At 70.0% G+C, this 18,874-nt stretch carries 16 protein-coding genes and 2 pseudogenes; 5 read left to right on the top strand and 13 right to left on the bottom strand.

The window, feature by feature from the left end:
• Positions 1-15: 15 nt before the first annotated feature.
• The 4 genes and pseudogenes from V6S85_RS16480 to V6S85_RS26645 form a co-directional block, all read right to left on the bottom strand.
• On the bottom strand, positions 16-795 hold the full coding sequence (locus V6S85_RS16480) for a 3'(2'),5'-bisphosphate nucleotidase CysQ (RefSeq protein ID WP_334349589.1): 780 nt from the start codon (positions 793-795) through the stop codon (positions 16-18).
• Entirely contained in the window at positions 795-2,126 is a 1,332-nt protein-coding gene (locus V6S85_RS16485) for a TldD/PmbA family protein (RefSeq protein ID WP_334349591.1), read from the bottom strand. The genes V6S85_RS16480 and V6S85_RS16485 overlap by 1 nt, the downstream gene beginning before the upstream one ends.
• Positions 2,127-2,176: 50 nt before the next feature.
• On the bottom strand, positions 2,177-2,578 hold the full coding sequence (locus V6S85_RS16490) for an MAPEG family protein (protein ID WP_116488312.1): 402 nt from the start codon (positions 2,576-2,578) through the stop codon (positions 2,177-2,179).
• Between the two features lie 157 nt (positions 2,579-2,735).
• Positions 2,736-3,380: pseudogene (locus V6S85_RS26645) on the bottom strand (SDR family NAD(P)-dependent oxidoreductase); the annotation flags it as partial.
• Between the two features lie 75 nt (positions 3,381-3,455).
• Here V6S85_RS26645 and V6S85_RS16500 point away from each other — a divergent pair.
• Positions 3,456-4,382 (top strand): LysR family transcriptional regulator, encoded by a 927-nt coding sequence (locus tag V6S85_RS16500; RefSeq protein ID WP_334349593.1) that lies wholly within the window; start codon positions 3,456-3,458, stop codon positions 4,380-4,382.
• Between the two features lie 69 nt (positions 4,383-4,451).
• On the opposite strand, the gene V6S85_RS16505 is transcribed toward V6S85_RS16500, so the two are convergent.
• The 3 genes and pseudogenes from V6S85_RS16505 to V6S85_RS16515 all read right to left on the bottom strand — a co-directional run bounded on the left by V6S85_RS16505 (position 4,452) and on the right by V6S85_RS16515 (position 8,493).
• On the bottom strand, positions 4,452-6,275 hold the full coding sequence (locus V6S85_RS16505; protein ID WP_334349594.1) for a M14 family metallopeptidase: 1,824 nt from the start codon (positions 6,273-6,275) through the stop codon (positions 4,452-4,454).
• Positions 6,276-6,317: 42 nt separating this feature from the next.
• Positions 6,318-6,929: pseudogene (locus V6S85_RS16510) on the bottom strand (hypothetical protein).
• Between the two features lie 28 nt (positions 6,930-6,957).
• On the bottom strand, positions 6,958-8,493 hold the full coding sequence (locus V6S85_RS16515) for a UbiD family decarboxylase (RefSeq protein ID WP_334349595.1): 1,536 nt from the start codon (positions 8,491-8,493) through the stop codon (positions 6,958-6,960).
• Positions 8,494-8,646: 153 nt separating this feature from the next.
• On the opposite strand from V6S85_RS16515, the gene V6S85_RS16520 reads away from it, so the two are divergent.
• The gene (locus V6S85_RS16520; RefSeq protein WP_334349596.1) at positions 8,647-10,422 is read left to right on the top strand and encodes a DUF4153 domain-containing protein; all 1,776 of its coding nucleotides are present in this window, start codon (positions 8,647-8,649) and stop codon (positions 10,420-10,422) included.
• A 3-nt stretch (positions 10,423-10,425) separates the two neighbouring features.
• Here V6S85_RS16520 and V6S85_RS16525 read toward each other — a convergent pair whose 3' ends face one another.
• The 5 genes from V6S85_RS16525 to V6S85_RS16545 all read right to left on the bottom strand — a co-directional run bounded on the left by V6S85_RS16525 (position 10,426) and on the right by V6S85_RS16545 (position 15,386).
• Positions 10,426-12,207, bottom strand: coding sequence for an ABC transporter ATP-binding protein (locus V6S85_RS16525; RefSeq protein WP_334349597.1), 1,782 nt, complete (start codon positions 12,205-12,207; stop codon positions 10,426-10,428).
• A gap of 244 nt (positions 12,208-12,451) precedes the next feature.
• Positions 12,452-12,958 (bottom strand): YkgJ family cysteine cluster protein, encoded by a 507-nt coding sequence (locus V6S85_RS16530; protein WP_116569621.1) that lies wholly within the window; start codon positions 12,956-12,958, stop codon positions 12,452-12,454.
• A 221-nt stretch (positions 12,959-13,179) separates the two neighbouring features.
• A complete protein-coding gene (locus tag V6S85_RS16535) occupies positions 13,180-13,533 on the bottom strand; it encodes a VOC family protein (RefSeq protein ID WP_116569619.1) in 354 nt (117 codons plus the stop codon).
• Between the two features lie 43 nt (positions 13,534-13,576).
• A complete protein-coding gene (locus V6S85_RS16540) occupies positions 13,577-14,236 on the bottom strand; it encodes a class I SAM-dependent methyltransferase (RefSeq protein ID WP_116569618.1) in 660 nt (219 codons plus the stop codon).
• Between the two features lie 202 nt (positions 14,237-14,438).
• Positions 14,439-15,386, bottom strand: a complete 948-nt coding sequence (locus V6S85_RS16545) for a fatty acid desaturase family protein (protein ID WP_334349599.1) — start codon at positions 15,384-15,386, stop codon at positions 14,439-14,441.
• Between the two features lie 74 nt (positions 15,387-15,460).
• On the opposite strand from V6S85_RS16545, the gene V6S85_RS16550 reads away from it, so the two are divergent.
• Complete coding sequence (locus V6S85_RS16550) at positions 15,461-15,802, top strand: lysozyme inhibitor LprI family protein (RefSeq protein WP_334349600.1); 342 nt, start codon at positions 15,461-15,463, stop codon at positions 15,800-15,802.
• A gap of 164 nt (positions 15,803-15,966) precedes the next feature.
• Here V6S85_RS16550 and ubiA read toward each other — a convergent pair whose 3' ends face one another.
• The gene (ubiA, locus tag V6S85_RS16555; RefSeq protein WP_334349601.1) at positions 15,967-16,893 is read right to left on the bottom strand and encodes a 4-hydroxybenzoate octaprenyltransferase; all 927 of its coding nucleotides are present in this window, start codon (positions 16,891-16,893) and stop codon (positions 15,967-15,969) included.
• 177 nt (positions 16,894-17,070) lie between these two features.
• On the opposite strand from ubiA, the gene V6S85_RS16560 reads away from it, so the two are divergent.
• Complete coding sequence (locus V6S85_RS16560) at positions 17,071-18,531, top strand: catalase (RefSeq protein WP_334349602.1); 1,461 nt, start codon at positions 17,071-17,073, stop codon at positions 18,529-18,531.
• Between the two features lie 82 nt (positions 18,532-18,613).
• Positions 18,614-18,871: a hypothetical protein gene (locus V6S85_RS16565; RefSeq protein ID WP_334349603.1), complete on the top strand. Its 258-nt coding sequence runs from the start codon at positions 18,614-18,616 to the stop codon at positions 18,869-18,871.
• Positions 18,872-18,874: the final 3 nt, after the last annotated feature.

Consider the following 18,874-nt stretch of genomic DNA (forward strand, 5'->3'; position numbering starts at 1 on the left):
CTGCGGAGTTTTTGATTATGGCAGGTCGATATGCCCGACGCGTGACAGGATCAACGGGTGAAGCGCCCTATTCGCGCAAACCAGGCTCGGAACCGTCGGATTCGGCCGATTATAGGCGAATTTTCGGCCGAGGTGATCGGTAAGCAACGCTCCGGCCTCGCCGCAGATCAGGTCGGCGGCGGCCAGGTCCCACTCGCTCTTGGGGGTCAGGGCGATGGCGGCGTCGAAGGCGCCGGCCGCCACCAGGCAGATGCGGTAGGCGATCGAGTTGCGGGCCTCGACGCGCATTTCCGGCCAGGGCTCCGGCCATGCGGGGTGGGCGAACATCCTGGCGTCGCCCAGCATGGCCGCGCCGTCCAGCGTGGTGGAGAGGCTTGGCGTCAGGGCCGCGCCGTTGAGGGTCGCGCCGCCGCCCAGCGTGGCCGCATAGGTCTCGTCGAGCGCGGGGGCGTGGACAACGCCGGCGATCGGGCGGCCGTTCTCGACCACCGCCACCGAGACGGCGAACCAGGGCTTGTCCTTCATGAAGGCGACGGTGCCGTCGATCGGGTCGACCACGAACTGGCGGGCGGTGGCCAGGCGGGCCGGGTCGTCGACCGTTTCCTCCGACAGCCAGCCGTAGTCGGGCCGCGCCGCGCCCAGCCGTTCCTTCAGCAGGGCGTCGACCGCCAGGTCGGCGTCGGTGACCGGCGAGCCGCCTTCCTTCGACCAGATCTTCACGCCCCTGGCCCGGGCCGCCAGGGCCAGGGCGCCCGCCTCGCGGGCCGCGTCGAGGATCAGGTCGAGGTCGCTCATCATTTGCCCGCGATGGCCAGGCCGTCGACCAGCAGCGACGGGCTGTTGCTGGCGCCGCGCAGCTCCAGGTCCGAGCCCACGACCAGCCGACCGTAGATGTCGATCAGGTTGCCGGCCACGGTGATCTCGGTGACCGGATAGGCCAGTTGGCCGTTCTCGAACCAGAAACCCGAGCAGCCCACCGACCAGTCGCCGGTGTTGCCGTTCAGCGACGGGCCGAACATCGAGGTGATCAGGAGGCCGTCCTTGGCCTGGCCCATCAGGCCGGCGAGATCCAGCTGCCCTGGTTCCAGGGTCAGGTTGTGGGTCGAGACGCCCGGCGCCCCGGCCGAGCCGCGCGAGGCGTGGCCCGTGGTCTCAAGGCCCAGCTGGCGGGCGCTGGCGCTGTTGAGCAGCCAGGTGGTCAGCATGCCGTCGTCGATCAGGGCGCGGCGCACGGTGGTCACGCCTTCGTCGTCGAACGGGGCCGAGCCCAGGCCGCGCACCCGGTGCGGGTCGTCGGTCAGCTGCACGCCGGCGGCGAAGATCTTCTGGTGCAGCCTGTCCTTCAGGAACGAGGTGCCGCGGGCGATGGCCGGGCCGGAGATGGCCCCGACCAGCGGGCTGATCAGCGACATGGCCAGGCGGTTCTCGAAGATCACCGGGGCGGTGGTCGAGCCGATCTTGCGCGCGCCCAGGCGGGCGACGGCCTGCTGGCCGGCCTTGGCGCCGATGGCCTCGGGGGAGGGCAGGTCCTCGGCGTGACGGACCGACCGGCCCTCGCCGCCGCGTTCCATGCCCGCGCCCTCGCCGGCGATGGCGGAAGCGGAGATGCCGAAGCCCGTGGCGGCGTGCTGGCCGGAGAAGCCGTCGCTGGTCACCAGGCGCCAGACGGTCGAGCTCCAGCTGGACGAGCCGCCGTCGGAATTGGTCACGCCCTCGATGGAGCGGGCGCCGGCCTCGGCGGCGCGAGCCTGGGCTTCCAAGGTCTCGGCCGAGGGCTCGTAGGCGTCGATCAGGTCGAGGTCGGGGAACGGGCCCTTGGCCAGCCGGTCGTTCGGGGCGAAGCCGGCATAGGGATCCTCGGGCGCCAGGCGGGCCATGGCGACGGCGCGCTCGACCAGCTTGGCGCGGGCCTCGGGGCTGACGTCCGAGCCGGAGACGGTGGCGCTGCGGCGGCCGACGAAGACGCGCAGGCCCAGGTCCTTGGCCTCCTCGCGCTCGACTTCCTCCAGCTCGCCCAGGCGCACGCCCACGGAAAGGGATTGGCGCTCGGCGAACACGGCCTCGGCGGCGTCGGCCCCGGCCTTGCGCGCGGCGGCGACGACGTCATGCAACAGGTTTTCGTCCATGGCGTCTTATGGCGAGGCGGGGAGGGCGGGGCAAGCGCCGCCCTCCGGTTTTAAGGGATGGCGTAGAACAGCAGGATCACGCCGCCGAAGACGTAGGCCAGCCAGGTGCAGATCATGCCGATGGCGCGCGGCACCGAGGCGCCGCCGCTGCGCGACAGGCCCACGGCGTGGATCAGGCGGCCGGCGAACAGCACAACGCCCACCCCGTGAATGGCGATGGCCGGCGCGCCGACCACGGCCAGCACCGCCAGGACGCCCAGGCCCGTGGGGATGTATTCGCTGGCGTTGCCGAAGGCGCGGACGGCCTGGGCGAGCTCGGGCACGCCGCCGTCGCCCAACGCCACCTTGTGCTTCTGGCGGCCGCGCACGACCAGCAGCGACAGCACCAGCAGCAGGAAGACATGCAGGCCGGCCCACAGGGCGGCGGCATGGCCGGAAGCGGAAACGTCCATCGACGGACCCTTCGTACAGAAAGCGGGGCCGCATAAGGCCCTGGCTTCCACGCCGATGGCAACTGGTGACGTGACGGAAGCTTGGCTTTGGGTGGAGGCTGCCGCCGTCCGCGAACAGGGTGGTCCCCGTGGTGAAGCCGTTGGTCAGCAGGAACAGCACCGCCTGGGCGATCTCGGCCTCGGTTCCGGGGCGGCCGGCCAGGGAGGCGGCGGCCTGGCCGGCGAAGGCGGCGTCCCGGACCTGCGCGGGACGCCGGGCCCAGAGATCGCCGTCGATCGTGCCCGGCGCGATCACATTGACCCGGATGGGGGCGAGATCGACCGCCAGCCCGCGCCCGAAAGCCTCGATGGCGCCGTTGGCGGCGGCGTAGAGCGCCGCGCCCTTCGGCGGTCGGGCGCTGGCGGCGCCGGACATCAGCACCACCGAGCCGTCGGGCGACAGCTTGGGCGCGGCGGCGCGCACGCAGCGCACCTGGCCCCAGAACTTGCCGTCGAACGGCGAGGCCAGCGCCGCCTCGTCGGGATGATCGAAAGGCGCGATCGTGTAGGCGGCGGCAGGCGTGAACAGGTGGTCGATGCGGTCGACCAGCGCGAAGAACCGGGCGACCGAGGCAGGATCGAACACGTCGATCGCAGTCGCCCGGGCGTTGGGACCCAGGCGTTCGCGCGCGGCCTCGAGCCGGTCGAGCGAGCGGCCGCCGATCACCACCCGTCCGCCGCCCTCGACGAAGGCCTTCGCCGTGGCCAGCCCGATCCCCGAGCCGCCGCCGATCACCACCAGGGTCTTGTCATCGTATCGCATGGGCCAAGGCTTAGGCGGCGGCGCGCGGCGACGGAAACGACTTGAATTCCGATCATTGCGGACGTCAATTCCGGAATGGTCTCGATCCCCTCCCTCGACGGATACAGCGGCGTGCGCGCCTTCGTGGCGGTGGCCGAGCACGGCGGCTTCGCGGCCGCCGCGCCGGCCCTCGGCCTGTCGCCGTCGGCGGTCGGCAAGGCGGTGCAGCGGCTGGAGGCCAGGCTGGGCGTGCGCCTGCTGGCCCGCACCACACGCAGCGTGGCCCTGACGCAGGACGGCCGCCTCTATCACGCCCGCTGCGTGGCGGCCCTGGCGGGTCTGGCCCAGGCCGAGGCCGAACTGAGACAGGGGCGGGGCGAGCCGTCGGGCCTGCTGCGCGTGGCCTTGCCGCCGCTGCTGGGCCGGGCCTTCGTGATGCCGGTGCTGCTGGAGCTTCTGGCCCGCTGGCCGGCCTTGCGGCTGGAGGCGAGCTTCGAGGCGCGTCCGGTCGACCTGACCGGCGAGGGCGTCGACCTGGCGGTGCGGATCGGCGCGCTGGACGACCGCGCCGGCCTCGTCGCGCGGCCGCTTGGCGGGCAGCGGCGGGTGGTCTGCGCGACGCCGGCCTATCTCGACGCGCGCGGACGGCCGGCAACCATCGAGGACCTCGCCGCCCACGACTGCCTGGTCGAGGCCCGCGACGGCCGCCCCACGCCCTGGCCGTATTTCGACGCGGACGGCGCGGCGCGGACCCTGGCGGTCGACGGCCGGGTGCGGCTGGGCGACGCCCAGATGCTGGCCCAGGCGGCGCTGGTCGGCGCGGGGATCGCCATGGTCCCCCGCTGGCTGGTCGCCGAGGACCTGGCGGCGGGCCGGCTGGAGACGGTGCTCGACGGGGTGTTCGACAGCCCCCTGCCGGTCAACCTGGTCTGGCCGCGCACGCCGTACCCCAGCGCGAAGCTGCGCACGGCGGTGGAAGCGCTGGTCGAGCGCTATGGGACGGAGAGGCCCTGGGAGGGGTGATTTTTTCCGAGGGAACCCTTCCTCTCCCTCTGGAAGAGGGGCGAAAAAGAGGGCCTCGACCTTTGCCGCCTACTTCTCCCGGGCGATCGGGTACAGCAGGTGGCGGTCGTCGTAGAAGGGCGTGCGCTTGTAGAACCAGGCCAGGCGCGCGTTGGGATCGGCGGCGAACTTGGGCTCGGCGGCCAGCTTGGCCTCGAACTCGGCTTTCAGTTCCGGATCGGCGGCCATCATCTTCTCGGCCAGCGGAGCGATGGCGTAGGGCTCGATATACTCCACGCGGCTCAGCACCTCGGGGACCATGCCCCAGGCGAAGACGCTCTCGCTGGACTGCGGTTCGAGCAGCAGCACGACGAGGTCGCCCAGCGGCTGGTCGGTCGACACCCGCACCGAGCCCTTGGGGAAGGTCCAGTCACGCGCTTGCGTCTTCACCTGCTCGACGCTCATCTGCACGTGGCCCTCGTTGGCGCGCGGGGCGACCTTGGGGTCCACGAGGCGCAGCATCTCGACGGAGACGTTTCTGGGGGCGTCCAGCGTCTCGACCTTCACCCCGTGCAGCTTCAGGCGCTCGATGATGTCGGCGCGATAGCTGGGCACCCAGTAGGCCTTGGGACGGGCCAATTGCAGCGTGGGGTGCGAGCTGTAGAACGGCAGCCGCCACAGCTCCGGGTCGGCCTCGCCCAGCCAGCGGATCTCGGTCTTGCCCGAGGCGACGCTCTCGTAGGTCTCGTAGCGGATGCCCTTGAAGTCCCGGGTCACGATCGGCTTGTCGTCGGCGACGAAGTTGGCCGGGATGGCGGCCGGGCGCAGGGCGCTGTCGGCGGCGATGGCGGCGCGCAGGGTGTCGCCCTTCTGCGCCAGCAGCTCCAGCGCCGTCTCGATGAAGACGTAGGTCCCGAGCACGCGCTGGGCGTGGGGTTTCAGGCTATGGTTCTCGATCAGGATGGTCGGCACGTGGGCGGCGCTGCCCCAGCCGTTGGAGAACCGCTCCCCTAAGCCCCCGTCCGACAGGCCGGCCTTGGGGTTGCGCTCGTCGATGCCGAAGACGAGCTCGCCCGGAATGTGGCCCTCGGCCTCAAGGCTCTGGTTCATCGCCGGCTTGAAGGCGTCGTCCAGCCACTTGGCGGTGGCCGGCGAGCGCGACCAGACGCCGTCCTCGCCGTTGTAGCCGTAGGTGACGTCGTACTGGTAATCCATGCCGTCGGTGACGTGGACGTCGACGTAAAGGTCGGCCCGATACTTGGCCTGAAGCCGCTTCAGCGCCTGCATCTCGGGCTGGTCGAGCTTCATGAAGTCGCGGTTGAGGTTCTGGTTGGTGGCGGTATTGCGCCAGCCCTGGATGCGCGGCCCGCGCTGGTTGGGCCGCGAATAGGGGCCCGAGCGCTCGTGGCCGTCGACCGACAGGATCGGGATCAGCACCAAATTGACCTTGTCGAGCAGGCCGTCCTTGCCGTGGAAAGCCATGTCGCGCAGCAGCATCATGCCCGCGTCCTTGCCGTCGATCTCGCCCGGGTGGATGCCGCATTGCACGAGCAGCAGCGGCTTCTTCGGGTCGAGCTTGTCGCCGTCCTTGCTGGCGATCACCGCGAAGATCGGCCGGCCCTCGGGCGAGACGCCGAAGTCCTCGACGCGCACCAGCTTGCTGGCCTTGTCGAGCCTGTCGAACCAGGCGCGGGTGTCGACATAGTTGGGCGAGAAGTCGTGCGCCGGATCGGCCTCGAAGGCGGTGGCCCAAGGATCGGAAGCGTCGCGGATCAGCGCCTGGCTGGCGCCCTGCCAATGCGGGGCCGGGGGCAGGAAGGCCTGGTCCCAGGGGGCTTGGGCGGCGGGGGTCTGGGCCATGGCGGGCGTTCCCAATGCGAGCAGGGCGAGGGTGAGGAGAGCGGTCGAGCGCATGGGTCCTGTCGTCGCGCCTCCTCGCGGCGAAGGCAAGGGGCGTCAGCCGCCGAGCAGCAGCCAGCCGCCCTTGTCGACCAGCGCCTTGGCCGAGCCGAAGATCTGCCAGGCCTGGTAGGCCAGCAGGATCGCCAGGGCGCCCGTCACCACCAGCCGCTTGCGCGAGAGGGCCGCCACCAGGGTCAGGGCCATGAACATCGGCGTGCCGACCCAGAAGCCCGGGCCCAGCCGCAGCTTGGCGATCTCGCCGTTCAGGATGATGAGGCCCACGAACAGGAAGACGATCAACAGGTTGGCGCCCATGACGCTGAGCAGCACCAGCCGCTTGCGGGTCCAGAAGTGGTCGTCCAGGTCCTCGCCCGGCTTGAGTTCGCGCGGGAACACCTGGGTGGCGGCGACATAGAAGGTGCTGGCCACCGCCAGCCCCACGATCAGCAGGGCGTAGTTGTAGGGTGCGGGCCGGAAGATCACCTAGGCCTGGTTCCAGAAGCTGGCGATGTCGATGGCCACGAACAGCGCCAAGAGCGGGGTCAGATAGCCGAACCGCACGTTACGCCGCTCGTGCAGCAGGCGCGCGAAGCCGCCCACCAGCTCGGCCACCGAGAAGCCCAGCAGCAGGCCGTAGAAGCTGAAGAAGAACTCGAACGGGTCCACGAAATCCCCCGATTTCAGACGCTGCGGACTATTTGCCCTTCCAGATCGGCTTGCCCTCGCCCGGCAGGCCCAGGCGCGACCACTTCTCGCTGACCGCGTCGATCACCGACTGGTCCATGCGGATCTCCTCGCCCCATTCCCGCGTCGTCTCGGGCTCCCACTTGTCGGTGGCGTCGAGGCCGATCTTGGAGCCCAGGCCGCTGACCGGCGAGGCGAAGTCGAGATAGTCGATCGGGGTGTGCTCGATCACCGTGATGTCCCGCGCGGGATCCATCTTGGTGCTGATCGCCCACATCACGTCCTTCCAGTCGCGGGCGTTGATGTCGTGGTCCACGACGATCACCCACTTGGTGTACATGAACTGGCGCAGATAGCTCCACACGCCCAGCATCACCCGCTTGGCGTGACCCGGATAGGCCTTCTTCATCGACACCACGGCGATGCGGTAGGAGCAGCCCTCGGGCGGCAGCCAGAAGTCGACGATCTCGGGGAACTGCTGGTGGATCAGCGGGATGAACACCTCGTTCAACGCCTCGCCCAGGACCGAGGGCTCGTCCGGCGGACGGCCGGTGAAGGTGGTCAGGTAGATCGGGTCCTTGCGCATGGTGATGGCGGTCACCTGGAAGACCGGGAACTTCTCGACGCTGTTGTAGTAGCCGGTGTGGTCGCCGTAGGGGCCCTCGTCCTCGTACTCGTCGAGCAGGACGTGGCCTTCCAGCACGATCTCGGCCTGGGCCGGCACCATCAGCGGCACGGTCTTGCACGGGACCAGGTCCAGCTTGGCGCCGCGCATCAGGCCGGCGAACTGGTATTCCGACAGGGTGTCGGGCACCGGCGTCACGGCGGCCAGGATCGTGCCGGGGTCCGCGCCCAAGACGACGGCGCAGGGCAGGGGCTCCTTCTTGCCGGCCTTCTTGTGGCGGGCGTAGTGCTGGGCCCCGCCGCGGTGGGCCAGCCAGCGCATGATCGCCTTGTCCTTGCCCAGCACCTGCATGCGGTAGATGCCGAGGTTGAAGTCGTCCTCGCGGTCGTCGCTGGGGCCCTTGGTGACCACCAGGCCCCAGGTGATCAGCGGCGCGGGCTCGCCCGGCCAGCAGGTCTGCACCGGCAGCTTGGCCAGGTCGATCTGGTCGCCGGTCAGCACGACGTCCTGCACGGGGGCCTTCTTGACCGTGCCCGGGCGCATCGACAGCACCGTCCTGGCCAGCGGCAGCATGTCGATGGCGTCCTTCAGGCCCTTGGGCGGCTGGGGCTGGCGCAGGAAGGCCAGAAGCTCGCCCACCTCGCGCAGCTCGCCGGCGGTGGTGCGCGGCTCGCCGCCCAGCGTCACGCCCATGGCCACGCGCTTGACCGTGCCGAACAGGTTGGCCAGGGCCGGCATCGGCGAGCGCGACCCGTCGGGCAGCAGCACGTGCTCGAACAGCACCGCCGGGCCGCCGGTGGCCAAGAGGCGGGTCTGGATCTCGGTCATCTCGAGCACGGACGACACCGGCTCCTTGACCCGCACCAGCTCGCCCTGGGCCTCCAGCACGTCGATGAATTCGCGAAGCGAGCGGTAGGCCATGGGCGGGAAACTCCTGGAACGCGGCGGAACCTAGGGGTGGGCGTGCGTCGGGGCAAGGCGTCGAGAGGGGCGAGGCGGCAAGCTTCGCCCTAGTCGCGCCTTGATGGGTGTGCTCCCTTGCGGGCGCCTTCCAGAGTTGAGCGAAACGACGCCATGACCGATCCCGCGCCAGAGACCGCCGATCCCAAGGCCGTGCGCCGCGTCGCGATCCTGCGCCTGGTCACGGGCCTGGCCCAGGGCCTGCTGCTGTTTTGCCTGGACCACGCGCTGAAGGCCAAGGCCTGGCCGGCCACCCAGCCGGCGGTGTTCGCCGCCATCGCCGCGGTCGCGATCTTCGTGCCGTTCGTGGTGCTGGCGGGGTTGTCGACCATGCGCCTGAGCCGGCTGGCGGCCTGGAAGCTGGTCGCGGTGCTGGTCGCCGCGGGCCTGGCCGCCTACGCCGTCCACAGCGGTCAGGCCGAGATCCGGCCTCGGTCGGTGATCCCCGAGGGCGTGGCGATGCTGGCCATCGCCGCCCTGCTGTTCATCGGCCACCACCTGGTGCAGCCGGCCGAGATGGAGCGTCGGCCGATCGCGCGCTTCACCACCTATTTCGACGAGACCTGGAAGCACGGGGTGCAATTGGCGCTGTCGGCCCTGTTCACCGGCGCGTTCTGGCTGCTGCTGCACCTGGCCTCGGCCCTGTTCTCGATGATCGGCATCGAGGCGATCGACAAGTTGATCGACCAGCCGTGGTTCTCCTGGCCGGCGACGGCGGTGATGTTCGCCGCCGCCGTGCAGCTGACCGACGTGCGCGCCGGCCTGGTGCGCGGGGTGCGGACGGTGTCGCTGACGCTGCTGGCCTGGCTGTTGCCGCTGATGGTGCTGATCGCCGCCGGCTTCCTGGCGACCCTGCCCTTCAAGGGGCTGGACCTGCTGTGGGCCACCAAGAAGGCCGCGGCCCTGCTGCTGACGGCGGCCGCCTTCCTGATCGTGCTGACCAACGCCGCCTATCAGGACGGGACCGAGCGGCCGCCGACCGTGCTGGCCTGGGCGGCGCGGATCGCGGGCCTGCTGCTGGCCCCGATCACCGTGCTGGCCGGCTACGCCATCTGGCTGCGGGTGAACCAGTATGGCCTGACCCCGGAGCGGGTGTATGGCGCCGCCTGTGTCGTGGTCGCGGCGGGCTATGCGATCGGCTACGCAGTCGCGGCCCTCAAGCCCGGCGCCTGGATGAAGCCGCTGGAGGCGACCAACATCACCCTGGCCTTCGTGGCCATCGCCGTGCTGCTGGTCCTGTTCACCCCGATCGCCGATCCGGTGCGGCTGTCGGTGGACAGCCAGCTGGCCCGGCTGGCGTCGGGCAAGGTCAAGCCCGAGGCTTTCGACTACGACTTCCTGCGCTTCGACGCCGGCAAGCGCGGGGAAGCGGCGCTGGACCGGCTGGCCGGCGATCCCGACGCGGCGGTCGCCCGCGAAGCCAAGGCGGCGCGCAAGCGGACGGAGCGCCGCTACAGGTTGGACGCCTCTCGCGTCGATCTGCGCCGGTTGCCGGTCTATCCGGCGGGGCGCTCCTTGCCGGAGAGCTTCGTCACCGGCCTGGAGGCCTCGGAGCTGTTCGGATGCGCCCGGGAACCGGCCCAATGTCCCGCCGGGCTGCTGGACATCGACGGCGACGGCGTCGAGGAAGTGCTGGTGCGGGTCTTCAACCAGGTCCAGATCTTCAAGCTCCACGACGGGACGTGGAAGTCGTTCGGCGTGGCGACGCCCGAATGCGGGCCGATCAAGCTGGAAGAACTGATGAAGACCGGCCGGTTCGGCGTGGCGCCCAGCGCGCCCCGCCAGGACCTGCTGGTCGGCGGCGCGCGCCTCTCGATCACGCCGGAAGACAAGGCCTGTCCGCCCGCCGGTGCGCGGACGGACGGCGCGATCGTCTCGCGCGCCCGCTGAACCTTAAGCGCCCTCGCTGACCGCGTTCAGCCGGGCATAGACCCCGCCGGCCGCCTTGAGGTCGGCGTGGCGGCCTTCCTCGACGACCCGGCCGTTCTGGAACACCAGGATGCGGTCGGCGCCGCGCACGGTCGACAGGCGGTGGGCGATGACGATCGTCGTGCGGCCCTGCATCAGGGCCTCGGCGGCCTCCTGAACCAGGGCCTCGGTCTCGACGTCGAGCGACGAGGTGGCCTCGTCCAGCACCAGGATCGGGGCGTCGGTCAGGAAGGCGCGAGCGATGGCCACGCGCTGGCGCTCGCCGCCCGACAGCTTGATGCCGCGCTCGCCGACCAGGGTGTCGTAGCCGTGCGGCAGCTTGAGGATGAAGTCGTGGGCGCGGGCCTTTTTCGCGGCCTCCACCACCTGGTCGAAGGTCGCGTCGGGGCGGCCGTAGGCGATGTTGTCGAGCAGGGAGCGGTGGAACAGGGCCGGGTCCTGCGGCACCACGGCGATGGCGCGGCGCAAGCTGCCTTGCGTCACGCGGGCCACGTCCTGGCCGTCGATCAGGATCCGTCCGCCCTGCAGGTCGTGCAGGCGCTGGATCAGCTTGACGAAGGTCGACTTGCCCGAACCCGTCGGGCCGACCAGGGCCACCTTCTCGCCCGGCGCGATGTCCAGCGAGAAGCGGTCGTACAGCGGCGCGCCGGCGTTGCGGTAGGCGAAGGTCACGCCCTGGAAGGCGATCTCGCCGGGGCCGGGCACGAAGTCGGGCGCGCCCGCCTGGTCGGCGACCTGCGGCGTCAGGGTGGCCCAGGCGGCGGCGTCCTCGCTGTCGTCCAGACCCTTCTGCAGCATGCGGATGTTCTCGCCCATGTTGCGCAGGTAGCCGCTCATCAGCAGGAAGGCGGTGATGGCGAAGGCGACGTCGCCGGGGCCGGCCTTGCCTTGCAGCCAGCTCCAGACCATCGCGCCCGACAGCCCCGCCTGCAGCAGCACCAGGAGCAGGTTCTGGCCCAGCCACACGTCGGTGAAGCGGTTCCAGGTGACCATCACCGCGTCGCGCCAGGCGGCGGTGACCTGCGCCAGGCGTTCGGTCTCGCGGCCTTCGGCGCCGAAGGCCTTGACGGTGGGGTTGGAGGTCACCGCGTCGGCCAGGGCCCCGCCGATGGCCGAGTCCAGGGCGTTGGACTTCAGATTGGACGGGCGGACATAGCGCTCGGTGATCCACAGGTTCACCGCCAGGTACAGCACCACCACGCCCAGCGAGATGGCCCCGGCCAGGGGCTGTCGCACCAGCATCATCACCGACAGGCCGACCAGCACGATCAGGCTGGGCACGAGCCAGATGGTGAAGGCGTCGGTGACGCTGTCATAGCCCCACATGGCGCGGGTCAGCTTGCGCACCGTGGCGCCGGCGAAGCTGTCGGCGTGCCAGTCGGACGAAAAGGCCTGCACGCGGGCGAAGCCCTCGTTGGTCATCTCCTCCATGTTGCGGGCGGCCAGCGGAATCCAGAACCGGTGGGCGACGTTGCGGATCAGCGAGAAGGCCAGGTAGACGCCGACGAAGGCCGCCCATGCGCCCCAGGCCTGGTCCTTGTGGCCGGCGGCGACCACGTCGATCAGCTTGCCCGAGGCCCAGGGCAGGGCCAGGTCGAAGGCCACGGCCACCAGGGTCAGGATCACGCCGGCGGCGAAGATCGTCTTCCGGCGCAGCCAGAACCGCGCCAGGAAGCCCAGCACCTGGCCGTTGGACAGCGCCCGGCGCTTGCCTCCGTTGTCGTCGTCATCCTCGAAATCGCTCATGGGCGGCTAGATAGGCTTGTTGGGGCCGGCTGGGAACGTCCTGCCGACAGGCTGCTGCCAGGTTTCGGTCCCATAATCTCGATCGCCTTCCTGGGGCCGGCGTCCAGGATCCATCGTTCCGCTGCTCAGGCCGTTCGAGGACGGCCGAGGTCCGAGCTGTCGCCGGCATGGGCTCTCGCCACTAGGCCGAGGGAGGCCAAGACAGGGGCTGAGGGGGGCAAAACCCACCGCCGCCGCGCAGCCCTCACCCCTCCGGGTCGCTCAGCACCATGGCGAAGGGAACCTGCGCGCCGTCGCGGGTGACATAGCCGCTGACCAGCTTGTGGCCGGGATCGAGCACGCCCAGGTCCACGTCCTGGCTGGGGAAGACCACGGTGCGGCGGTCGCCGACGCAGACCACCAGCTCGTAGCCGTCATAGGCGCGCTGCGACATCGCCTTGATGCGCTCGTAGTAGGGCGAGCGCTTCCAGGCCGTGGGCTTGCCGGGATCGACCACGACATTGAGCCGCTTGCCGTCGCGGTCGGGGTACATGACGAAGCCGGCCTTGTCGGGCCGCCAGGCCTCGTCGAGCTTTTCCGAGGTCAGCCACAGGCAGTGGAAGCCGCGACAGGCGTCGGGCCGGGTCTCGTAGGACCCGCAGCCGCCGCCCTTTCTGAAATGGCCGCACCAGACGCCGTCCGGCTTGGCCAGGGCCTCGATGGCCAGCACCTTGCAGCACAGGCCGCAGGAACCGCACGTCCGCTCGCCCATGTCGCTTCCCCCAAGCCCGGCCGATCGTCAGGCGTCGGAGTTTGAAAGCGATGTGTGACGGTTTTAGCAGGGGGCGGCAGGCTCGAGATGCTCCCCCTGAAGGGGGAGCTGTCGCGGAGCGACTGAGGGGGAAGCGGCTGCGCAATCGGTCAGGTCTGCGAAAGCTGAAAACGGCCCCCCTCCGGCCCTCCGGGCCACCTCCCCCAGAGGGGGAGGATCATTTATTCGAAGCCGGTGGCGCTCCAGACGGCCAGTTCGTTGCCGGCCGGGTCGATGAAGTGGAAGCGGCGACCGCCCGGGAACTCGAAGATCGGCTTGACGATCACGCCGCCGGCGGCCGTGACCTTGGCCTCCATGGCTTCCAGGTCGTGGGCGTAGAGGATGACCAGCGGCTTGGCCGGTTCCTCGGTGATGTCGCCCACGAAGCCGCCGTCGGCGCCCTGGCCCTCGAAGGCGGTGTAGCCGGGGCCGTAGTCGGTGAAGCTCCAGCCGAAGGCGGCGGCGTAGAAGGCCTTGGTCGCCGGCAGTTCGCCGCCCGCCCATTCGATGTAGTCGATCTTGCCGTCTTCGCGCATGGGCGTGCCCCTCGATATGTTCTCATTATGTTCTAACTTCCGCTCAGGGCAGAGTCCAGACGCTGGTGCGCTTGATGGCCAGGTCTTCCAGCTCGCGGGTGGTGGGCACCTGGTACTCGGCCAGCTTTTCCAGGCCGTCCTTGGGGAAGTAGGTGCGGCCCGGATCGCCGACCAGCACCGTGGCGCCGGCCGCGCGGCCCTTCCCCAGCCAGGCCATGACGGCCGCCGCCATCGGCCCCTCGTAGCAGATGTCGCCGGCCAGCAGCACATCGGCCGGCGGGGGCGGGGCGTCCAGCAGGTTGGCGTCGGTGAAGGCGATCTCCACGCCGTTGGCCTCTGCGTTCATCGCCACCGCCGCCTCGCAGAAGACGTCGATGTCGGCCGCCAGCACGCTTTTGGCGCCCGCCTTCATCGCCGCCACCGCGACGATTCCCGAGCCGGTGGCGAAATCGATCACGGTCTTGCCGCGCACGATCTGCGGGTGGTCCAGCACGTAGCGCGCCAGGGCCTGGCCGCCCGCCCAGGCGAAGGCCCAGAACGGCGGCGGCAGGCCGATTTCCTCCAGCGCCTCCTCGGTCAGCTTCCACAGCGGCGTGATCTCGTCGGCCAGATGCAGCACCAGCTCGGGCGCGTGCGGCGTGGGCAGCAGGCGGGTGTTGTCGGCGATGAAGGCCCGACGGCCTTCCAGGGTCTGGACGATCATGGGGGCGGTTAGAGCATCGGCGCGACGGCGAGACCAGTAGGCCGCCAACCTATCCGCCCGTCATTCCCGCCCTTGTGGCGGGAACCCCTGGTTACGCTCGCACGTGAGGCGCCAGCGGATCGCCAGCGATCCGTCACGTCTGCCCTTGCGGCTTATGGAGGGGTTCCCGCCACAAGGGCGGGAATGACGGGAAAGTATAGGGTCAGGCAACTTTCCCGGACGCCGCCTTCAGCACCGTCAGATAGCCCGGCGCGGTCAGCATCCCCTCCGTCAGCCCCTTTTCCCGCAGCAGCCGGTGCGCGCGGGGCAGGTTCCAGCAGGGCACGTGCATGAACAGGTGATGCTCGGCGTGGAAATTGACGTGGTAGGGCGCGACCAGGGCCCGCTCGAGCCAGTTGGCCCGGGTGGTGCGGGCGTGGCGGAACGGGTCTGGCTCGTCCTTGGCGACCAGGGCGTGCTCGGCGATGTTGCGCAGGCGCGTGACCAGCGGGAACCAGGTGGCCATCGGCACGAGCCACAGGGCGAACCACGCCCACCACAGGCCCGCGACGCTCAACACCACGAGCATGGCCAGGTTGATCAGCAGGAACCGCTTCTGGCCCGCCGCCGCGCGGGCGAAGATCGCGCCGGGGGCCTGGCCGTCGGCGCGCTGCTTCAGGCCGGCGATGATTGGTCCCAGCCGCTGCTTGAAGAAGGTCTGGCCCGTCAGGTCACGGACGATCTTGCGGCGCAGAGAGGCGCGGGTGGTGGGGAACGGCGCCGACAGCACCAGATCCGGGTCCTCGGCCTGCTGGGCGAACTTGTGGTGGGTCAGGTGGTAGGGGCGATAGCTGTTGAGCGACGCCCCCAGCGGCGCGGCGCACAGCCACTCACCCAGCCAGTCGTTGACCTTCAGATTGGGATGCAGGCCCCCGTGCGCGGCCTCGTGCATCAGGATCGCCAGGCCCAGTTGCCGGGCGCCGATCAGCATCACCGCGACGATGTAGGTCAGCGGATTGGGCCAGATCACGAAGAGCGCGCCGGCCGCCAGGATCACGCCCCAGGCGTGGGCGACCATGGCGATCCCGCGCCAGGACGAGCGCGCCGACAGGCGGGCCCATTCCTCGGGCGCGAACAGCTCCTGCGGCTTGATGCGAGCGGCGACGGCCATGGAACGGATCATCGCACATTCAGGTTCTGGCCGACAGAATGCCGTTAGGTCACGTCCGTTTCCGGAGGATTTTCATGCGCTTGTCGATCGCCGTCGCCCTTGTCTCGCTAGGCTTCGCGGGCGCCGCGCACGCGGCCAGCTTCGACTGCGCCAAGGCCAGGCGGGCCGACGAAAAGGCGATCTGCGCCGACCGGACGCTGAACGACAAGGACGTGCGGATGGCCGTTCTCTACGACATCAACAAGCGCACCATGGGCATGGGCGCGCGCGGGGCGTTGATGGACGGCCAGCAGGCCTGGCTGAACGATCGCGCGGGCTGCAAGGCCAACCGGACGTGCCTGGCGCGGGCCTATGACCGCCGGCTGGGCGAGCTGGAGAGGTCGATGGAGCGGATCTACCGCGCGGGGCCGTTCTGATCTTCCTTCTCCCTGGAGGGAGAAGGTGGCCTGCGAAGCAGGTCGGATGAGGGGTTAGGGACTGAGGACGGCGTGCCGGCGCGACGGTTGGCGACGTGACCCCTCACCCTCCCAGGCTGTCGCCTGGGCCCCTCCCTCTCTCCTCCGGGAGAGGGTTCATTTTTCTACAGCCCCGCCGGGCTCCACAGTCCGGCCACCAGGGCCAGGACCAGGATCGCGCCGGCCTGGGCGTTGGACTTGAAGATCTTCAGCGCGCCGGGGCCGTCGTCGACGCGCACGGCCACGGCCTGGCGCGACAGGTGCAGGCCGAACAGGCCCAGCAGCGGCAGGAACAGCGGCCCAAGGCCCCCGACCCAGGCGGCCGCGAGCGCCAGCGCGAAGGCCAGGACGTAGAACACCGCCACGCCCTCGCGGACCCTGGAGCCCAGGCGACGGGTCGACGACTTCACCCCGGCCAGGGCGTCGTCCTCGATGTCCTGGATGGCGTAGATCGTGTCGTAGCCCAGGGTCCAGAAGATGCCCGAGGCGTAGAGCAGGGCGGCCGACCACGACAGGGTGTGGGTGGCCGCGGCGTAGCCCAAGAGGGTGCCCCAGTTGAAGGTCAGGCCCAGCCACGCCTGCGGCCACCAGGTGATCCGCTTCATGAACGGATAGCCGGCCACCAGCACCAGCGAGGCCACCCCGAGTCCAATGGCGACCCAGCCCAGGCAGATCAGGATCAGGAAGCTGGTCAGGCTGCAGCCGACCAGGAACAGCCAGGCCTGCTTGACGGTGATCAGGCCGGCCGGGATCGGGCGCAGGGCCGTGCGGGCCACCTGGGCGTCGAAGTCGCGGTCGACGATGTCGTTGAAGGCGCAGCCGGCCGCCCGCATCAGCGCCGCCCCGACGAAGAAGGCGATCAGCAGCCAGGGATTGGGCAGCTGGCCCTTCTCGGCCGCGGCCAGGGCGATGCCCTGCCAGCCGGGCAGCATCAAAAGCCAGATGCCGGCCGGACGATCGAAGCGCCCCAGCTTCAGCCAGGGGCGCAGGGGCTCGGGGGCGTAGCGGTCGACCCAGTTGGCGGCGGCGGCGTCGGGCAGGATGGCGGTCATGCGGCTTGGCTTAAACCGCCGCGCCCGCCGGGTCGAGCCGATGCGTCCTTCCAAGAACCGCGTGATCGCCCGGGTTGCTGTTCGATAGGATTTTCCGATCCTGCCGAGAAAAACGATCAGTTGGATTTATCGAACGCCGCCCGCGACAGTGGCGCTACGAAATTCGACGAGGGCGACATGACCAAGACCATCCTGACCACCACGGCCGGCGCGCCCGTCGCGGACAACCAGAACAGCCTGTCGGCCGGCCCGCGCGGCCCGCTCCTGATGCAGGACTACCAGCTGATCGAGAAGCTGGCGCACCAGAACCGCGAGCGCATCCCCGAGCGCGTGGTCCACGCCAAGGGTTCGGCGGCGTATGGAACGCTGACCATCACCCACGACATCAGCGCCTGGACCAAGGCCAAGGCCCTGCAGCCAGGCGCCCAGTCCGAAGTGCTGCTGCGCTTTTCCACCGTGGCCGGCGAGCGCGGCGCGGCCGACGCCGAGCGCGACGTGCGCGGCTTTGCTTTGAAGGTCTATACCGAGGAGGGCAACTGGGACCTGGTGGGCAACAACACCCCGGTGTTCTTCATCCGCGACCCGCTGAAGTTCCCCGACTTCATCCGCACCCAGAAGCGCCACCCGGTGTCGAACCTGCGCTCGCCGACGGCGATGTGGGACTTCTGGAGCCTGAGCCCCGAGAGCCTGCACCAAGTGACGATCCTGTTCTCGGATCGCGGCCTGCCGCAGGGCTATCGCCACATGCACGGCTTCGGCAGCCACACCTACAGCTTCATCAATGACGCCAATGAGCGGGTGTGGGTGAAGTTCCACTTCAAGTCCCAGCAGGGGATCCGCACCTGGACCAACGACGAGGGCAATGCGGTGATCGCGGGCGACCGCGAGAGCGCCCAGCGCGACCTGTTCGAGGCCATCGAGGGCGGCGACTACCCGCGCTGGACCCTGAAGGTGCAGATCATGACGGAGGCGGAAGCGCGCGAGACCGCGTTCGATCCGTTCGACCTGACCAAGGTGTGGCCGCACGCCGACTTCCCGCTGATCGAGGTCGGCGTGCTGGAGCTGAACCGCAACCCGGACAACTATTTCGCCGAGGTCGAGCAGAGCTCGTTCTCGCCGTCGAACATCGTGCCCGGGATCGGCTTCTCGCCCGACAAGGTGCTGCAAGGCCGGCTGTTCGCCTATGCCGACGCGCACCGCTATCGGGTGGGCACGCACTACGAGGCGCTGCCGGTCAATCGTCCGCGCTGCCCGGTGAACCACTACCACGCCGACGGCGCCATGCGCTTCGACGCGCCGAAGCGGACGCAGGCCTGGTACGAGCCGAGCAGCTTCGGCGGGCCGGTGCAGGAGCCGTCCGTGGCCGAGCCGCCGCTGCCCTTGCATGGCGACGCCGACCGCTTCGATCACCGCTTGGGCAATGACGACTACGCCCAGCCGGGCGCGCTGTTTCGGCTGATGAGCCCGGCCCAGCAGGCGGCGCTGTTTAGCAACATCGCCGGCGCCATGCAGGGCGTGCCCGAGGCGATCGTGCGTCGCCAGCTGGTCCACTTCCACCGCGCCGACCCGGCCTATGCCGCGGGCGTCGCTTCGAGACTGGGGATCGCGTTCGACGCGGCCCCCATCGCCGCCGAGTAGACGCTCGCTCGGCGGCCCGAGGAGGACCGCCACCCGCCCAGCCCCCGGCGGTCCTCCTCCACCCCATGAAAGGAGACATCCGATGACCCGTCCCGCCCCGATTTCGAACCGTATCGTCGGCTGGAGCCTGCTGGCCCTGGGCCTGGCGGCGGGCGTCGTCCTGCCGCACCCGGCCACCACGGCCCTGTGGTCGGCTTCGGCCCGGGCGTTCCGCCGGGCCGGCGACGAGGCGATGGTGTCGCGCCTGCTGTCGGCGACCAAGTTCGGCCCGCGTATTGCCCGGGGCCTGAAGCGGCCGGCGGCGGGGGCGCTGTATTACGGTCAGGCTGGGTTGGCTTGAAGA

It is taken from the genome of Caulobacter sp. CCNWLW153, from assembly GCF_036889365.1.
GTDB lineage: Bacteria > Pseudomonadota > Alphaproteobacteria > Caulobacterales > Caulobacteraceae > Caulobacter > Caulobacter radicis.